The organism is Zooshikella ganghwensis (assembly GCF_018263875.1).
GTDB lineage: Bacteria > Pseudomonadota > Gammaproteobacteria > Pseudomonadales > Zooshikellaceae > Zooshikella > Zooshikella ganghwensis.
Map to the genome: position 1 here is coordinate 793,490 of NZ_JAEVHG010000001.1, position 17,398 is coordinate 810,887.

General features: G+C 41.8%; 13 protein-coding genes. 8 read left to right on the forward strand and 5 right to left on the reverse strand.

Annotated features, from left to right (window positions below; all coding sequences use genetic code 11):
- The first annotated feature begins 3 nt into the window (after positions 1-3).
- The 5 genes from xrtA (at position 4) to KHS79_RS03515 (ending at position 7,223) form a co-directional block, all read left to right on the forward strand.
- Positions 4-1,563, forward strand: a complete 1,560-nt coding sequence (gene xrtA / locus KHS79_RS03495; RefSeq protein ID WP_051311447.1) for an exosortase A — start codon at positions 4-6, stop codon at positions 1,561-1,563.
- Positions 1,564-1,684: 121 nt separating this feature from the next.
- The gene (locus KHS79_RS03500) at positions 1,685-2,836 is read left to right on the forward strand and encodes a TIGR03088 family PEP-CTERM/XrtA system glycosyltransferase (protein ID WP_212716638.1); all 1,152 of its coding nucleotides are present in this window, start codon (positions 1,685-1,687) and stop codon (positions 2,834-2,836) included.
- Positions 2,837-2,864: 28 nt separating this feature from the next.
- Positions 2,865-4,787 (forward strand): XrtA/PEP-CTERM system amidotransferase, encoded by a 1,923-nt coding sequence (locus KHS79_RS03505; RefSeq protein ID WP_027708425.1) that lies wholly within the window; start codon positions 2,865-2,867, stop codon positions 4,785-4,787.
- A 3-nt stretch (positions 4,788-4,790) separates the two neighbouring features.
- Positions 4,791-6,023, forward strand: coding sequence for a TIGR04063 family PEP-CTERM/XrtA system glycosyltransferase (locus KHS79_RS03510; protein ID WP_212716655.1), 1,233 nt, complete (start codon positions 4,791-4,793; stop codon positions 6,021-6,023).
- Positions 6,024-6,026: 3 nt separating this feature from the next.
- Positions 6,027-7,223, forward strand: a complete 1,197-nt coding sequence (locus tag KHS79_RS03515) for a glycosyltransferase family 4 protein (RefSeq protein WP_212716657.1) — start codon at positions 6,027-6,029, stop codon at positions 7,221-7,223.
- Between the two features lie 5 nt (positions 7,224-7,228).
- On the opposite strand, the gene KHS79_RS03520 is transcribed toward KHS79_RS03515, so the two are convergent.
- From KHS79_RS03520 to KHS79_RS03540, 5 genes are all read right to left on the reverse strand, one after another.
- Positions 7,229-7,579 (reverse strand): chaperone modulator CbpM, encoded by a 351-nt coding sequence (locus KHS79_RS03520; protein ID WP_212716659.1) that lies wholly within the window; start codon positions 7,577-7,579, stop codon positions 7,229-7,231.
- On the reverse strand, positions 7,580-8,539 hold the full coding sequence (locus KHS79_RS03525; RefSeq protein WP_212716661.1) for a DnaJ C-terminal domain-containing protein: 960 nt from the start codon (positions 8,537-8,539) through the stop codon (positions 7,580-7,582).
- 129 nt (positions 8,540-8,668) lie between these two features.
- Positions 8,669-9,754: a polysaccharide deacetylase family protein gene (locus KHS79_RS03530; protein ID WP_212716663.1), complete on the reverse strand. Its 1,086-nt coding sequence runs from the start codon at positions 9,752-9,754 to the stop codon at positions 8,669-8,671.
- Positions 9,755-9,761: 7 nt separating this feature from the next.
- Complete coding sequence (locus tag KHS79_RS03535; RefSeq protein WP_212716665.1) at positions 9,762-11,462, reverse strand: GNAT family N-acetyltransferase; 1,701 nt, start codon at positions 11,460-11,462, stop codon at positions 9,762-9,764.
- Between the two features lie 13 nt (positions 11,463-11,475).
- Positions 11,476-12,906, reverse strand: a complete 1,431-nt coding sequence (locus KHS79_RS03540) for a lipopolysaccharide biosynthesis protein (RefSeq protein ID WP_212716667.1) — start codon at positions 12,904-12,906, stop codon at positions 11,476-11,478.
- A gap of 904 nt (positions 12,907-13,810) precedes the next feature.
- Between KHS79_RS03540 and KHS79_RS03545 the strand changes: the two genes are divergently transcribed.
- From KHS79_RS03545 to KHS79_RS03555, 3 genes are read left to right on the forward strand one after another with little or no spacing between them, the layout of a single operon-like run.
- Complete coding sequence (locus tag KHS79_RS03545) at positions 13,811-14,941, forward strand: sugar-transfer associated ATP-grasp domain-containing protein (RefSeq protein WP_212716669.1); 1,131 nt, start codon at positions 13,811-13,813, stop codon at positions 14,939-14,941.
- A gap of 53 nt (positions 14,942-14,994) precedes the next feature.
- Positions 14,995-16,308 carry a putative O-glycosylation ligase, exosortase A system-associated gene (locus tag KHS79_RS03550; protein ID WP_051311759.1) on the forward strand — a complete coding sequence of 438 codons (1,314 nt, stop codon included), beginning with the start codon at positions 14,995-14,997 and terminating at the stop codon, positions 16,306-16,308.
- Between the two features lie 55 nt (positions 16,309-16,363).
- Positions 16,364-17,335: a polysaccharide deacetylase family protein gene (locus KHS79_RS03555; protein ID WP_212716671.1), complete on the forward strand. Its 972-nt coding sequence runs from the start codon at positions 16,364-16,366 to the stop codon at positions 17,333-17,335.
- Positions 17,336-17,398: the final 63 nt, after the last annotated feature.

Here is a 17,398-nt window from a genome sequence, read left to right on the forward strand (position 1 = left end):
TGTATGACGTCAAGGATTGCTAATAACACAATACCACTACCCTATTTATTGATTCCTTTGCTGGTTATCTGGCTACTGGCATTTTTCCCTACCCATCAGGCGATGGTTCATGTATGGATTAATTCAGTGACATTTGCTCATGGGTTTTTAATTGTGCCTATGGCGCTTTATTTGTTTTGGCAACGACGGCAGTTAGTTAGTTTGAACAATGCTCAGCCCAGCTGGTTGGCGTCGCTGATTTTATTGGGGCTGGCAGTAGTCTGGTTTGTGGCGGATGCTGCAGGTGTAAATGTTGTACAGCAACTTGCTGTGGTGCTCATGATTCCAGTTATTATATGGGGACTACTGGGCTTTCAGGTGTTAAAGCAAGTAGCATTTCCTGTTGGTTACCTTTTGTTTGCAGTACCAATGGGCGAAAATTTAGTGCCACTTTTACAGGATATTACAGCCTGGTTTTCAGTGAAAGGTCTGCAGTTGGTGGGCATACCGGTTTACTGGGAAGGGTATTATATTTCAATTCCTTCAGGTGACTTTTTAGTGGCAGAGGCCTGTAGTGGTATTCGGTATTTAATTGCTTCAGCGGCACTTGGCGCATTTTACGCTTATATTACTTTTAACAGTTTAAAGAAACGTATTTTATTCATTGGTATTAGTTTGGTTTTACCGATTATCGCCAATGGTATTCGGGCGTGGGGCATTATTATGATTGCCTACTATTCGAATATGAAGTATGCCGTTGGTGTTGATCATATCCTTTATGGTTGGGTCTTTTTTGGCATCGTTATGCTTCTACTATTTTGGATTGGTGGAAAATTTGCTGATAATCCAATTAGTCAGCAAAGTGCAGCAAGTGCATCAGGAGCAAATGAAAGCATACCAAACGATGGGAGTAGCTTGGGCGCTCAAGGTTTAATGCCGCCTGTTGAGAAGCAGCATTGGCGGATGCTGATCTGGTTAGCTGCGATTATTGTTTGTATTCCTGTACTTACTTTGTTAAACCAGCCTTCGTCGATCAGTCAGGTAGCTTTTACATTGCCTGAAAAAGCGGCTACCTGGCAGTTAACACAAAAACAACCTGTTAATTGGCAACCTACCTTTTCGACAGCGCATACAACACATGTAACATATCAAAATGATGTGACAGATCAGTCCTTGCTGCTCTTTGCAGCACACTATACCGGAAGAGAGCGGGATATTGAGCTAGTCAGTTATGCCAATCAACTATTTGATGAAGATAACTGGAAGGTACTATCACAACAAGTACGTAACATTGAAATTGCTGGAAAAACTTATTCTTTCTATGAGTATGTTATTGAGCACGATGGGCAGCGACGTCTTTTGTGGTCATGGTATGTGCTAAATAATAAAGTAATGACCAATATTTATTTGATAAAGCTATACCAGGCATACGGCAAGTTGACTGGACAGTTTTATGGTGGCAGCTTTTTGGCGATTGCTACTGATTTTGATATTAAACCAAGTGAAGCGCGAGAAAAATTGCTGCGCTTTTTAACTGAGGCTATGCCTTTGCTAACTGAGTCTTTGGTGAGCTATAAGCCTTAACCCTGTAGTGAAAAAATATCCATCATGGCAAATCACTATAATAGGAGATGATATTTAATATTGTCTCTTATGAGGAGATTAGGCTGAGTGGGTACACAAGGCTGTTTTATTAAGTATTTATATGATGACGTTAACCAGTGCTGAACACACACCCTTAATTGCCCATTTGGTCTTTCGTTTAGATGTAGGTGGCTTAGAAAATGGTTTAGTCAATTTGATTAACCGTATTCCTGAATCACGTTACCGTCATGCTATTGTTTGTATGACAGATTTTTCTGATTTCGCTCAACGTATAAAACGATCTGATGTGCAAATCATTGCGCTGCATAAAAAAGAGGGGCAGGACTGGAAACTGTATTACCGGTTGTGGAAAGTTTTACGACAATTAAAGCCTGATTATGTTCATACTCGGAATATAGCGACACTTGAGGGGCAGTTCATTGCCTGGTTAGCTGGTGCTCGTGGACGAATTCATGGTGAGCATGGCTGGGATGTTTATGATTTAGCGGGAAGTAATAAAAAATATCAGTGGTTGCGTCGGGTAATGAATCCTTTTGTGAAGCATTACATCGCATTATCCTCTGAAAGTCGCGATTATTTAATTAACAGTGTAGGTGTTGCCGCTAACAAGGTAGCACATATTTATAATGGCGTTGATACTGATAAGTTTTCACCAGAAACACCACTTGCGTCGGATGTTCCAGAGTCATTTACGCAACCAGGACAGCTCATTATTGGCACAGTGGGCCGATTAGCCAAAGTAAAGCACCAACAAAGCTTGCTAGCTGCATTTATTGAGCTGAAAAAAGACAGCACTATTGCGGATACGATTAAATTAGTATTAGTGGGTGATGGTCCGGAAAAAGACAGTTTGCAAGCACAGGCTGAGCAAGCAGGTGTTGCTGCATCCGTTTGGTTTGCAGGCATGCGGCAGGATATTCCACAGCTGATGCGTCGATTTGCAATTTTTGTATTACCCTCATTAGCAGAAGGTATTTCTAACACAATACTGGAAGCAATGGCATCAGGCCTGCCCGTGGTAGCAACTGATGTGGGGGGTAATAGTGAGCTAATACAGCATCAGCAAAACGGTATGATTGTACCTGCAGATAATGTAGCGGCTTTAGCAGAAGCCATTCGTCAGTATCTTATCAATGCTGAGTGTCGAAAGCAGCATGGTCTCGCGGCACGGCAGCATGTTGTTGAGACATTCAGTATGGACGCCATGGTTAATCGTTACACGTCAATTTACGATCAGTTGCAACTGAATTAATCCCCTTTCAGTAAAGGTATCTATTTATATGTGTGGCATTGCAGGGATTTTTCATATTAAAGAGTCGGCAGCAGTCGTGGATCGCGCCCTGCTGACAGCAATGAATAATACCCAGTTTCACCGTGGGCCTGATGAGGGGGGAATCCATATTGAGCCAGGTGTTGGGTTAGCACATCGCAGGCTGTCTATTATTGACATTTCTACTGGTCAACAACCTTTATTTAACGATGATGGCTCAGTAGCCATTGTTTTTAATGGAGAAATTTATAATTTTCAGGATTTACGCCAGGAGCTTATTACTAAGGGTTATCATTTTAAAACCCATTCTGATACTGAAACCATAGTGTATGCCTGGATTGAATGGGGGGAGGAATGTGTTAAGCATTTGCGAGGCATGTTTGCCTTTGCTATTTGGGACCGAAATCGCCAACAGTTATTTATTGCCCGTGACCGTTTAGGGATAAAACCGTTATTTTTTGCTACGTTGGCTACAGGCGAATTTATGTTCGCTTCAGAGTTAAAAGTACTTTTAGCTCATCCTCATTTAAAACGTGATATTTATTTACCCGCTATCGAGGATTATTTTACCTTTGGTTATATTCCTGAGCCCAATACCATTTTTAAAGATGTTTTTAAATTATCTCCAGGCCATACGTTAACATTGACACGGGGAGTGTCTGAACCCGTTATTAAACCCTACTGGGATGTACCTTTTACTCAGCATCCTGACTTGATCAAAGAAAATACCGAAGCCCAGTTAATAGAACAACTTCGTAAAGCGATTGATATTCGTATGGTCTCTGAAGTGCCACTGGGTGCTTTTTTATCAGGGGGCGTAGACTCTAGTGCTGTGGTAGCCATGATGGCAGGGTTACAGCAAGACCCGGTCAATACTTGTTCTATTGCTTTTAATGAAGCTGATTTTAATGAGTCTGAGTTTGCCAAAGAAGTGGCTCAGCAATATCACACTAATCATTGGGAAAAAACCGTTGAGGTTGATGACTTTGAGCTGCTAGATAAGCTTGCACTGCTTTATGATGAGCCTTATGCCGATAGCTCAGCCATGCCCACTTATCGTGTCTGTGAGTTAGCGAAACAACGGGTTACGGTAGTGCTTTCTGGTGATGGAGGGGATGAAGTCTTTGCGGGTTATCGTCGTTACCGTTGGCATATGAACGAGGAACGTGTCCGCAGTAAGCTGCCACTCGGTTTTCGAAAACCAGTATTTGGTTTATTGGGAGAACTTTATCCAAAAGCGGATTGGGCTCCAAGAATTTTCCGAGCCAAGACAACATTCCAGTCATTAGCACGAACATCAGTTGAAGCCTATTTACACTCGGTTTCCATTTTAAATGATCAGCAGCGTAGTGACTTATTTAGCGACCGGTTGAAGCGAGATCTTCAAGGCTATCATTCAATTGAAGTTTTTAAACGACATGCTGCTAATTGTCAGACAGATGATCCATTGTCACTGATTCAGTATTTGGATATGAAAACCTATTTGGTTGGTGACATTTTAACGAAAGTGGATAGGGCCAGTATGGCACATTCTCTTGAAGTGCGAGTACCATTTCTGGATCATAAACTGATTGAGTGGTCAATGAATGTGCCTCCTTCCCAAAAGCTACATGGCCAAGAAGGTAAATATATATTGAAGAAAGCACTGGAGCCGCACCTTTCAAATAATATTTTGTATCGAGACAAAATGGGCTTTGCAGTACCTGTGGCTAAGTGGTTTCGGGGACCTCTCAAAGAACGTCTTAAACAGTCAGTATTAAGTGAGCAGATGCTTGATAGTGGCTATTTTAATGCGGATTATTTACGCCAGTTAGTGACTCAACACCAAAGTGGTTTACGTGATCACAGTGCTGCGTTATGGACATTATCAATGTTTGAGGCATTTCTACGCCAAGTGTTGTCTGCGGATAGTGCGGTTTCTCAGGTGGCTTAATGTATGAAAGTGTTACATATTTTGGATCATTCTATTCCACTGCACAGTGGATATACATTTCGTACCCGCGCGATTTTACAGCAGCAGCAGAAATTAGGCTGGCAAACTTATCAGCTTACCAGCCCTAAGCAAGGAGTTACTCCACAGTTATGTGAGACAGTTGATGACTTAGTGTTTTATCGCACGCCACCTTTAGCCAGTTGGCTGCAGGCAATACCTGTCGTTAATCAGTTAGCGATTATCCCTGTATTGGCCAAACGTATAGTCCAAGTTGCCAAAGAAATTAAACCGGATTTAATTCATGCTCACTCACCGGCAATCAATGGTATGGCGGCTTATCTGGCGGCTAAAAAGTTAAAACTCCCTTTGGTCTATGAAGTTCGAGCGTTCTGGGAGGATGCTGCGGTTGATCATGGTACGGCACAGCAAGGCGATCTTCGTTACCGACTGACCCGCAAGCTGGAAACCATGGTCCTTAAACGCGCGCATGCTATTACAACAATTTGTCAGGGACTTAAGTCGGAGATGTTAACCCGTGATGCCGTGATTCAAGATATCACGGTGATTCCCAATGCCGTTGATATCGAACGTTTCCAGCCGCAGGATCAAAAGGATGCTGAGCTGCTAGCCTCGCTGGGTTTAGAGGGGAAACTGGTTATTGGCTTTATAGGCTCTTTTTATGCCTATGAAGGTTTGGACCTGCTCATTGAAGCCATGCCTGGGTTGATAGAGAAGATGCCCAATGCATGTCTGCTTCTGGTGGGGGGTGGCCCTGAGGATGAAAGGTTGAAACGGTTAGCTAAGCAAAGCCCTGTAGCGGATCAGATTATTATGACAGGGCGAGTGCCGCATGATCAGGTGCATCGCTATTACAGTACTGTCGATATTTTGGCCTATCCACGTAAGCCTATGCGGCTGACAGACTTGGTTACCCCTTTAAAACCGCTGGAAGCTATGGCGCAGCATAAGCTGGTTGTTGCATCGGATGTTGGAGGACATAAAGAGCTTATACGGCATGGTGAAAATGGTTTGCTGTTTAGGCAGGGAGATGTATCTGATTTAATTGTTCAGATTGAACAACTGGCAGGGGATAGTCAGCTTCAGCAACAGCTGTTGCATAGTGGTCGCAAATATGTGGAGCATGAACGCAACTGGAAAAAAAGTGTTAGTCACTATCAGGATGTTTATCAACGAGCGATTGCCAAAGTATCTGGCCAAAGTGCAACAGTAAGCTAAGCCATGAATATATTGGTCTTCTCTACGTTATACCCTAACTGTATTCAATACCGTCATGGCATTTTTGTAGCCACGCGAATGCGAAAATTTGCTGAGCTAACAGCGCATAACGTAACTGTGGTTGCACCTGTTCCATGGTTTCCCTCCAGTAATCCTCGTTTTGGCCGTTATAGTGAGCTAAATCAGGTGCCTGAAGAAGAGGAGGTTAATGGTATAAAGGTTTACCATCCTCGTTACCCAGTGTTGCCTAAAGTGGGTATGAGTATTGCGCCAACACTGATGTATTGGAGCCTGCGAAAATTTATGGCAAACCTGCTGAAAACGCAGCCATTTGACTTAATTGATGCACATTACTTTTACCCCGATGGTGTTGCGGCTGTTGGGCTTGGCCGCTATTTGAATAGACCTGTTGTAGTATCTGCCCGTGGGCAGGATATTAGTCTGATTCCAAACTATACTCTGCCGCGCTATCAAATTGTGAGAGCGGCAAATCAAGCCTGTCAACTGGTAAGTGTTGCCAAGCCCTTGAAGCATCGTATGGAGGAAATGGGGGTCACGACGCCTATTCACTTATTGCAGAATGGTGTTGATCTTGAACTGTTCAAACCTGCTGCGGATCGCGAACGCTTACGCCAGGCTTTGGGCCTAGATGGATTAACACTACTATCAGTGGGTAATGTAATAGAGCTTAAAGGGCATCACTTGGTTATAGAAGCATTGACTGAGCTGCCAGAGGCTAAGTTAGTGGTGATTGGTGAAGGCAGTGAACGTGTAAAGTACCAGCAACTGGCTGAACAATTAAATGTTGCTGATAGAGTCACTTTTACGGGTAATATTCAGCAGGGGGATTTGGTTCAATATTATAATGCTGCTGATGTATTGATTTTAGCATCTCGTCGAGAAGGTTGTCCCAATGTTGTGCTAGAGGCGATGGCATGCGGCACACCTGTTATTGCAACGGATGTAGGGGCTATCCCCGATTTAATTGCACCACAGGTGTCGGGCTATCTTTTACCGGATCGATCAGCAAGCAGTATTGTGGCTTTAGTGAAGCAGTGGCAAGCAAACCCTTTGGCTCGTGAACAGGTTCGAGCACATACAACCCAATTTGGTTGGGAACAGGTTATTCAGTCATTGGAACAGCTCTTTTTAAATGTGTTGACAACCTATTCGCAAACTTCAATTGTGGAAAGTCAGTAACAACCTTAGTCTTGCTGCATGGTTTTAATGTAATGCTGTAACTGATTTATATCTTGGCGCAGGCTGTTAACCTCATCTAATAAGTCTAAAGCAAACGCTAATCCTGACAGGTTTAGTGAAAGGTCGCGCTTTAAACGCAATGCCTTTTGTAAGCGTATTAAATCACCTGCCATAAACCGCCACTGCTCTGGTATGTGGTAGTCATTATGAGGTTCTACAATACCATAGCTTACCATGGCAATAATAAGCGTTTGATCCACCCCACACCGCTCACAAATTTCAATAAGGCTGAAGCGTGGTGATGTATCAATAACTTCTACATCAGAAATGGTGATAGGGGGATGATGTGGACTCATTTACACTCCCAGTTTCTGTCGTGGATTAAAGTGAGATGTTTCCTGTGCTAGTTGTTGATAAAGGCTTTTCGCTTTGTCACTGTGATGGGCTGGTTGAGTGAGCTGTAAAATCGCATATTGGTCGCCAGGTGGTGTGCCAGGTAAACCACGACCCTTTAACCTAAAGCGTTGCCCTGCTTGGGCACCTGCTGGAATTTTAAGTGAAACTTTGCCTCCCAGTGTTGGAATGGTAATGGCACAACCCAGAGCTGCTTCCCAGGGGGTAACAGGAATATTCAGAAAAATATCTTTGCCCTCAGCATGAAATAAAGGGTGGGGGGCAAGCTCAATTTCTAAAAATAAATCACCACTTGGGCCGCCACCAATACCTGGTGCACCTTGACCTTTTAGGCGGATGTGTTGATTTTGAGTGACACCTGCAGGAATTTTAACATTAAGCGTTTTTGTACGATGAGTAATTAACCCTTGGTTATCAGCTTCTGGGACTTGAAACTGTAAAGTACGCTGACAACCCTGGTAGGCTTCTTCCAAAAACAGTGCGATACGATGATGAATATCATCCCCACGCATTTTTATGGTTTGCTGAAAACCTTGCGAGGAATAGTGTCTTCGGGCACTACCATGTTGCCCAAAAATAGCCTCAAAGAAATCACTGAACTGACTGTCACCACTAAATGCTTCATGGAAGTGGTTAGCAGACTGCCAGCTAGGTGGTGGTTGAAACGAGCCATCACGTCCTCGCGCACCTAGCTGTTTAAGCTGGTCATATTCTGCACGTTTTTCAGGATCTTTTAACACCTCATATGCTTCACCAATTTCTTTAAACTGACTTTCCGCATTGTCCTCTTTACTAACGTCAGGGTGATATTTACGAGCTAATTTTCGATAGGCTTTTTTAATGTCTTCAGTTGTTGCATTGTCTTTAATTCCGAGGATTTTATAGTAATCTTTAAACTCCATGGCGATTGCCTATGCCTGACTGTATTGAATAGGGCCTATAATGTTTATATCAGCCGTGCTGAGTTAACGCAGTAAACCCAATCTTTTATTGTACCCTTCACGAGCCATTTTTTGGGTATACGTTGTTTATTATTTAGCACGCTTAGCATATTGAGCATTTAGTGTGTGACGAGCGTGTTCAATAGTTTGCTTTATTTTGATGACAAAGCGTTTGAAATAGCGATATAACTCACCAAAGCCATAAAGTTCAGCTTCAAACTCGACCTGGCTGATATATTCACCATCTAAGATTCTCTTTAATGCCATTAAAGGGGTATCAGGCCGATTAAGCCCTGCTTCACACGTGGTTGCTGACTGAACACTGGCAGCTCGTAACCAGGGCCAGTGCTGTTTATGCCAAAAGCCACTGGGATAACAAAAATGGTCATAGGTTTTTGGCAGTAACTGTTCTAATGCATATCTATTTTCTAGAATTTCCCGAGTCGTGAGCTGTTGGTCAACGGGTAGCTGATGGCGGTGAGTATGTAGCTGAATATCAATGTTGGGTGAAAAGCATGACTGAACTTGCTGGCTGCTCATGACGGTAAAAAGCTTGTCTTGTCTGATAGCTTCATAATCAATAGCTAATGAGGTTGCAATTTTTTGTGCTAATTGTTCCCGCTCTTGTTGTGACAAATGATCTTCACCAAGCTCAATAAGTGCCCACATCAATTGTTGTCTATCAAAATGTGCTGCATGACTAAGCTGCTGACTAAAAGGCTCTAACTCTGAAAGCGAAGGTGTGCGGTCTTCTGCCTGCCAAAACATATATTGGACCGCCAAAGAAAAGATCGGCGTTTGTTTTTGCTGGTAATAGGTTGTGAGGTAAATGGTGGCAGGCATATTGAATTGATTGAGTATGGGTATACCCACATCAGCCACGCTATGAAACCCATCATCAATGGTAATGACAGCATTGTAACCATGTAACTGATTACGCTTTAACAGGTCAACACCAGTACTCAAAGGTAATACGGTATAACCTGCTTTTTGCAGGGTGTTGAGGCGTTTTTGAAAGGTATCTGCTTTGATAAAGAGCTTAGGAAATGCCTGGCTTTCATCTCTTAGCTCATAAGCATGATAACAAAGAATTAACAGCTTATTGCGATTTAGAGGCTTTAATAATCTAAAAACGCCTAATCCCCTGATGATACGTAACAGGAAGACTTTAAACATAGTTGTGTTACACCGGTTGTGAATGGTAAATGCTCGGTAAACGGTTAACTTTTTCTTCTTTATTAAAGCGACGGTGATAATACAATGAGCCGATGTACTCAAAGCCGTATTTTTCAATCACATGTCGAGAAACTTTATTATTTGCTGTGACAACAATGAATAGTTGTTTAGCCTGGTATACAGTGAATGCATCGTGGATACGCTGCTGCAAGCTTAACTGATGTAGCCCTTGCCCACGTGCAGGAGGATGAGTATACGAGTCATAAAGTACAGCAGATTGAGGTGGAAAAGACATGCCCTGTTGTACTTCATTAAAAAAGGCTTGTTTCGCATTAGGTATTAGCCAGGCATAAGACAGTAAAGTCGAGTGATCAGCATAGGTATAAGGAATTTCTCCCTGCTCAATACGGTGTAAAGCCTCTCTTGTAAATCGGCAGCGATCTTGCCAGTTATAACAAGGTATATACTTCAGCAAATCATCAAGATGGTTTATTTTAAATGGGGCTTCAGTGAGCGAAGAGGCTGTATCTTCTGTTAGCTGATAAATCCGTAGCTCAGTATCCTGTAATAGATGCTGTTTAACTTTAGTAATGAGCGTGGGTGATGCTGCACGGCGGATTTTATTAATCGTTTCTTTTGCTTGGCCTGGGGTAATGTTGAAGTGAGCTAACCCTTGCTTGACGTGATCTAGACCTTTATCTAAATAGGTAGCAACTTGTTTATCCCGTTGATTTCGATAACGATAGAGTTCGTAAACGGTATCATAGGTGGTCGCAAATCGGTTTTTCCATGGGTCGCCACCGGGAGTTAAGTCAAAACAGGACATACCTTCCTGTGCCAGAAGTTCACATAACATTAACAAGTGAATTTTGCCAGGAGAGTGTGAACTGTAAAAAGGTGAATAACAGAAAATAGCTAGGTGAACATTATGTTGGTGGATAAAACCTAAGTGAGCTGCAACTAATTTATCATCAATCCATAGGCCCGTCATATGTAATAAGTGGCTCTGTTGCTGGCAAAGTGCTTGATGAAAATCATGCTTGCTATGATCATCCAGAAAAGGAAAGCTTTGGTTGGCAGCTCCTTGGCGAAAGTCATATAAAGGAATCATTTGTTTTAGAAGAGCTATTTGCTCGTCTGGTTTTGTTACACGAGCAAAGTGGAGAGTTCCTTGTTTTTTGAGACGATTTATACGACTTTTGTTGCTTTTCTTTTTTAATGACTGGGCAATAGCTGCAGGGTCTAAAGTATTTAAAGGGAGTTGGTGTGATGTTAGCAGTATGCGGTCATTATTTATTATGTGCTGAAGCTGATCTGTAAATAGCTCTGCTGGTAAATACTTTAGCTGTAATGCATGTTCAGCATAATGGTGGTCTAACAAATCTAATAATTTTTGGAAAAAAACAGCTGTATTTTGTTGCTGGCAAAGCCAGCCTTGGTACTCTGCTTGGTGACTTCCTGCTGCAATAATATGTTGGTTTCTTACCGCTAAGCACATAATGGCTTGCACTTGATCATGCTCAGGGAGATATACGATCAGTGGAGTATAGCTATGAGCATAATGCTGGTACCAAAGCTTTATATAGTCAGGTGCTTGATAAGGGGTTGCATAGTCACTTAGTTGGTAAAGTTTTTGCCACTGCTGGAAAAAGTCTGGGTCATTGATAAGCTGCCAGGCATGTTGTGCCGATGCGTGTTTAAGATCCATGTCAGGTCCATTGCTAGTGGTTTAATTTACTTTTAACAAAATTAAGAATAATAGTCTCTGCACCTTTAGGTTTGGCAAATAAATACCAAAACAAGTAGTGCATGATTAAATATACAACTGAACATAGCAGTCCCATGCCAATGACTGTGATTAAATCGAGAAGAATCGCTTGTTGCAATGGGAACCACTGAGTGAGTGATACTATAGCAAACATTGTGATGAATGCGGCAAGAAAGGTTCGCCCGATTGGCGCCAGCATAGCGAGCAATGAAATAGTATGTATTCTGCCGATGGTAATTAAGCTGACGCAGGTTCGTAATGCGGATGTCACTAATAAAGTGTAGAGCGCTGCTTCCAGCTCTTTATTGGCGATAAAATAAAAGAATACAGGAAGACGAATAACCGCTAAAAATAGTGCAATCATGGTCACTATTTTGGGGCGCCCTGTAGCGAAAAAAACGGAGGCTGTTGCTGCTCCAATCAGGTTGAAAGCACCTGCCAAACACATGATTCGAAGCATCCAAGCCGCTTCTAGCCATTGATCGCCGAGAATAATAAACACCACGTACTCGTTGAAAAAAGCAATCATTACGGCTAGAGGTACACCTACAAAAGAGATTACGGATAAGCTACCTAAAAAGTTATTGACTAATGCTGTCGGATTATTAGTCAGTTTGGAATAGCCAGGAAAAAGTGCACGCTGGATTGGCCAAACCAGTTCAGCTGTGGTCATTTCCGCTATATCTTTAATAACGGAAACATGACCTAGTACTTTAGATGGGTAATAGCTACCAATGATGAGATTCATAAGACGAGTGTTAACAAAAAATAAGACATTATTCATCAATAGCCATTTAGAGAAATTCAGTAACGCTGAAGCACCTTTTAAGCTGAGTCTTGGTCTAAAGGGATGCATAATATAGCTTAGGGTTGTGCCCCCAAGTTGACCAACAACCATGCCTGTTAATAGTGCCCAATATGACCGAAAGTAAATTGCTGCACTAACCGTAACAATAAATGCTAATACTTTTTTACTAACCTCGTATTTGAATTCTTTGCGTAGCTCAAGTTCCTTTCGAAAATCAACAACACCGATATTCGTGAGCCCTTCGAGAAATGACATGATCGCCATCATAGGAAAAACATACATAAGTCTCGGTTCATTAAATAAGTCCGAAACATAAGACATACTGGAGAGTAAAATAATAGCAATGCCGATGGTCATCAGCAGGTTCATGGTCCAGGCTGCGTTATAGTCATCACGTGTAGCTTTCTGGTTTTGGATAAGGGCCATGTCAAAGTTGAATGTTGTAAGTACATCCAAAATGGCATAAAAGCTCATGGCAAGTGCAACCAGACCAAAGTCTGCAGGTATCAGTAATCGTGCAAGAATAACGGTGCTTACTAACCCTATTGCACGCACACTCAGTTTGAGGCAAACCATCCAAACTGCCCCTGAAAACATTCGTTTACTAACCGTGGAAGCATCCATCTAGCTAATGGTCCTCTAATAAATCTACAGCTTGTTGTAATGCGTGGTTTTGACGCTAAGTTTTGGTCGTCAGCGCCTATTTTGTTAAAGAAAAGCAGCGCATTATATGTAAAAAAGGAGGTTTTTTGTTATTCCCTAAAGTGTAGTCCTGCTCTTTGTTGTGAGGTGCATCACTGTAAACGTGCATGTAATGGCAGGGTAGCAGAGCGTATCCACATTAATATGCATTTGTTCTATACCCTTCACGAATGATTTCTAGGTTTTGTTATCTTCACTCCTCACCTATTAATATAGGCTCGTGGAGCTTCGTCACTTGATGGCCGCACCTAAAAACCATTCATATTGGGTATATTGTGGCAATTATAACAGCTTGTTCGCAACCTGTTCCTGCGAGGGTTTCTTTTGGCTTTCTCTAAAGTAGGGCTGGACTTATGTTTCAGGCTGTATTTTTTCGTGCCTTGTCTCAAAAAATTCATAATACCAATATGATACACGACGTTATTTGTATATAAAGATGTCATACAGTAAACAGCTGTAACCTATTCGCTAAACCTTTTACCCTGCATTATATTTGTTAATGCCAGAGTGAATATATAATTAGCCACCACGAGTATTAATAGTTCACAAAAACAGAGCTTTCGTTGATTTTGTGAAGGTTGTAACACTAAACGTTGATTTTTCAGAGAAGATATAAGCTATATTCTCCTTCCTCCTACTAAGATTAGTATTCGCTGGCTATTTTTTTGCGAGTACAGACGTTTCATGAAGTTTTCTTGCTCAGCATAGTGATTCTGAAGAATAAGCTTTTGATAAACGTGGATTGAAAGTGGTCAGAAATTGAGCGATGGAGTGAGGTGTGAAAATCATTAAGCTGGTTGCCCGGTCATTGTCTTTACTTCGGCAGGCTATGCATGATGTAGATGTGCATAAGCAGAAACACCCACTCGTTGGTGGTAAGTGGTATCAACACTGGTGGGATCAGTGCAAGCTAATGTATGCGAATGGTGTTACCGCTGATGACTACTATTTATATGGGCTGTTCAGGCCAGAAGTCAGCTGGGCTGAAAAGTTGACATATATTGGGTGCCATGAACGTTGGCGATGGGTTGCGCCAGTCTCTCCTGAACACTATAAATTTTTGACAGAAAATAAACTGATCTTTTCTCATTTTTTGAGTGCAGCCCAAATTCCTGTTGCCCGGGTATACGGAACCTATGGTCCAAAAGGGTTGAGTGATGATGGGCAATTATTGAGAACACCTCAGCAGTTAGAAAAGTGGTTGATTCAGCGCAGCTTGGGTAATCTCTTTATAAAGCCAGTAGCAGGTACTCGGGGAGTAGGTGTATTAAGTTTGGGTGATCAGATAGAGCCTGGTCGTTGGCAAAAGCTACCACAAGGGGAAATTACACTGCCTGAGTTACTTGAGCATTTTCAGGCACAACCACACTTAGATACTTATTTGATAGAAGAGCGGTTGAACCCTCATCAGGAGATGGCAAAATTTGCCCCTAATGTTTTACACACGGCAAGAATAATCAGCAGCTATGATGAAGATGTTTGCATTCATGCGGCAATGATGCGTCTTGCTGCAGCAGATCAGATTGCAGATAACACATCGTTAGGTAATATGTCAGCTGCGATAGAATTGGCAACAGGACGCTTACAACATGGTTCAGTGCGTATCAATGGTATTGCACAACCCCAAGCAGTTCATAAAAGTAGTGGCCTAGTGGTTGAAGGCTTTCAGTTACCTGATTGGCAAGAAACAGTAACTTTGGTACAGCGGGCCTCACGATGTGTTCATTTTAATGGTGTTTTAGCGTGGGATGTGGCGTTAACTGACAAAGGACCCGTTGTCATTGAGGCGAACTCATTATTTGATTTACATTGGCAGGCAACGGCAAGTCGTGGTCTGTTAAGTACGACATTATATGATTACATGTGTAAACATCATTTAGATAAAAGAATTGGCTTTCACCTTCATTGAGTGGTTAAGAATTTTGCAGGACGACTGCCTCAGCTAAGGAAAACACAGGCAAAATGCGCGATATACTGGTTTTACTGATTGTGTTAGTGGGGATTCCCAAAATTTTGATGAATCCCCATATTGGTGTGTATTTTTGGTCTTGGATTAGTTATATGAATCCTCACCGATTAAGCTGGGGATTTAGTTATAGTTTTCCTTATGCCATGTTAGTTGCTGTATTAACGGTCATTTCCTTTGTTACCTCGAAAGAAACCAAAAAATTTCCTGTAACGCCAGTCACAGTCACGTTAATTATTTTTATTATCTGGATGTCGATTACGACGTTTTTTGCACTTTATCCCGAAGATGCAAAAATTGAGTATATCCGTGTCATGAAAATACAGTTTTTTACTATTTTAACTTTAATATTGATTAATAACCGAGAGCGTATTCAAACATTGGTTTGGGTGATTGCGCTTTCAGTTGGTTTTTTTGGTATTAAAGGCGGCATTTTTTCAATTCTTAGCGGTTTAAACTTCAGGGTTTGGGGACCTCCTGGCTCCTATTTTGAGGGAAATAATGAGTTGGGCCTGGCATTACTTATGGTTTTGCCGATGTTTCGCTTTATGCAAATGACGGTTGATAATAAGTGGATAAAACGTGCTTTATTAGGTGCTATGGTGCTCATTGGTGTTTCCATTATTACCACTTATTCCAGAGGTGCCTTTTTAGGTGCTATGGCGATGATGTTTTTCTTTTGGTTGAAAAGTCCTAACAAATTACCGATTGGTCTTGCGGCTGTACTTGCGATAGTGGTGATTTTGATGGCTATGCCGGCCAAATATTTTGAGCGTATGTCAACGATTCAAACCTACGAGCAAGATGAGTCGGCACTGGGTCGCATAAGTGCCTGGACGATGGCCTATAATCTGGCTAAGGACCGAGTGACGGCAGGTGGTTATGGTCCATGGAAAGAAGAGGTGTTTGCGGTTTATTCAGACCCAACACGTGTCTTTGATGCACACAGTATTTATTTTGAAGTGCTGGGAGAACAAGGGTTTATCGGACTGTTTATCTTTTTCTTTTTGTTCTTTTTAGCATGGCGAACAGGTAGCTGGATTATTAAAAATACCAAAGGGCGAGAGGATCTGGTATGGGCACTAAATTTGGCGCGGATGTTGCAGGTTGGTTTGGTAGCATATGCTACAGGTGGCGCCTTTTTGGGGTTAGCATACTTTGATTTGCCTTATCACATGGTTGCATTACTTGTTTTAACTCGGGTTTGTGTGGAACAAGCTTTAGCGGAACCAAAAACTGTTAAAGATGAAGTAGTAAAACCTAGTGAATCAACAGGCTCTACAAAGGTAAAATGGCGCTGGGAGCAATAAAATATGTAAAATATCTTAACATTTAATGAATAATCTGGCTGGGAAGTTTCATCTGATGGTTATGAACGGTTTAAAAACATTAGGGACCTGGCTTTCACGGACAGAGCAACAAGGTAAACTTGCAATACTCATTTATCATAGAGTGCATCCTAAACCTTATAATCGTATCGGTTTGGAAGTTGATGCCCAACTTTTTGATCAGCAAATGGGTTTGATGGCTAAGTACTTTAATGTATTGCCGTTAGCTGATGCAGTACAGTCTTTAAAAAATAACTCCCTACCTCCGCGCGCTGTGTGTATTACCTTTGATGATGGGTATGCAGACAATTGCGAAGTTGCATTGCCTATTCTTAAAAAGTGGCAGTTACCTGCAACATTTTTTATTGCTTCTGGCTTTTTAAATGGCGGCTGCATGTGGAATGATAAAATACTAGAAGCTGTTTTTCAGTCGCCGCTGAATACATTAATGCTCAGTGAAATTGATGAGCATCCTCTTGCTATTGATACTAAAGAAAACAAAGAACGTACTGCAAACTATTTATTAAGTAAATTAATCTACTTGCCTCATGCTGAGCGTGCTGAAAAAGTTGAATATGTTCTTCAACAAGCGCAAGTGACAGCACCAAACAACTTAATGATGACTGTTGAACAGCTATGCCATATGAAGCAGCAGGGGATGGATATTGGTGGTCATACTTGCAGTCACCCAATACTGGCTAGTTTGCCTGAAACAGAAGCCGAACAGGAAATTGCTAATAACAAAGCCTATTTAGAAAGTGTGCTTGGTGAGCCTCTACGAGTGTTTGCTTATCCAAATGGCAAGCCAGGTAGGGATTATCAGGCAGCACATATTAATATTGTAAAAAAATTAGGCTATGAGTGTGCTGTCTCCACTGCCTGGGGCGTTTCTTCTCCAGATGCTGACTGTTATCAACTGGCCCGGTTTACCCCTTGGGATACTTCTTCTGGCAAGTTTATGTTGCGGCATGTTTTGAATTACCGAAATACTTTGCCTGAAGTTGTTTAAATTCTTGTCAAAAAAACAGCGTGGTTATATACCTGTAGCAAAAGGTATACGACCAAGCTGTTT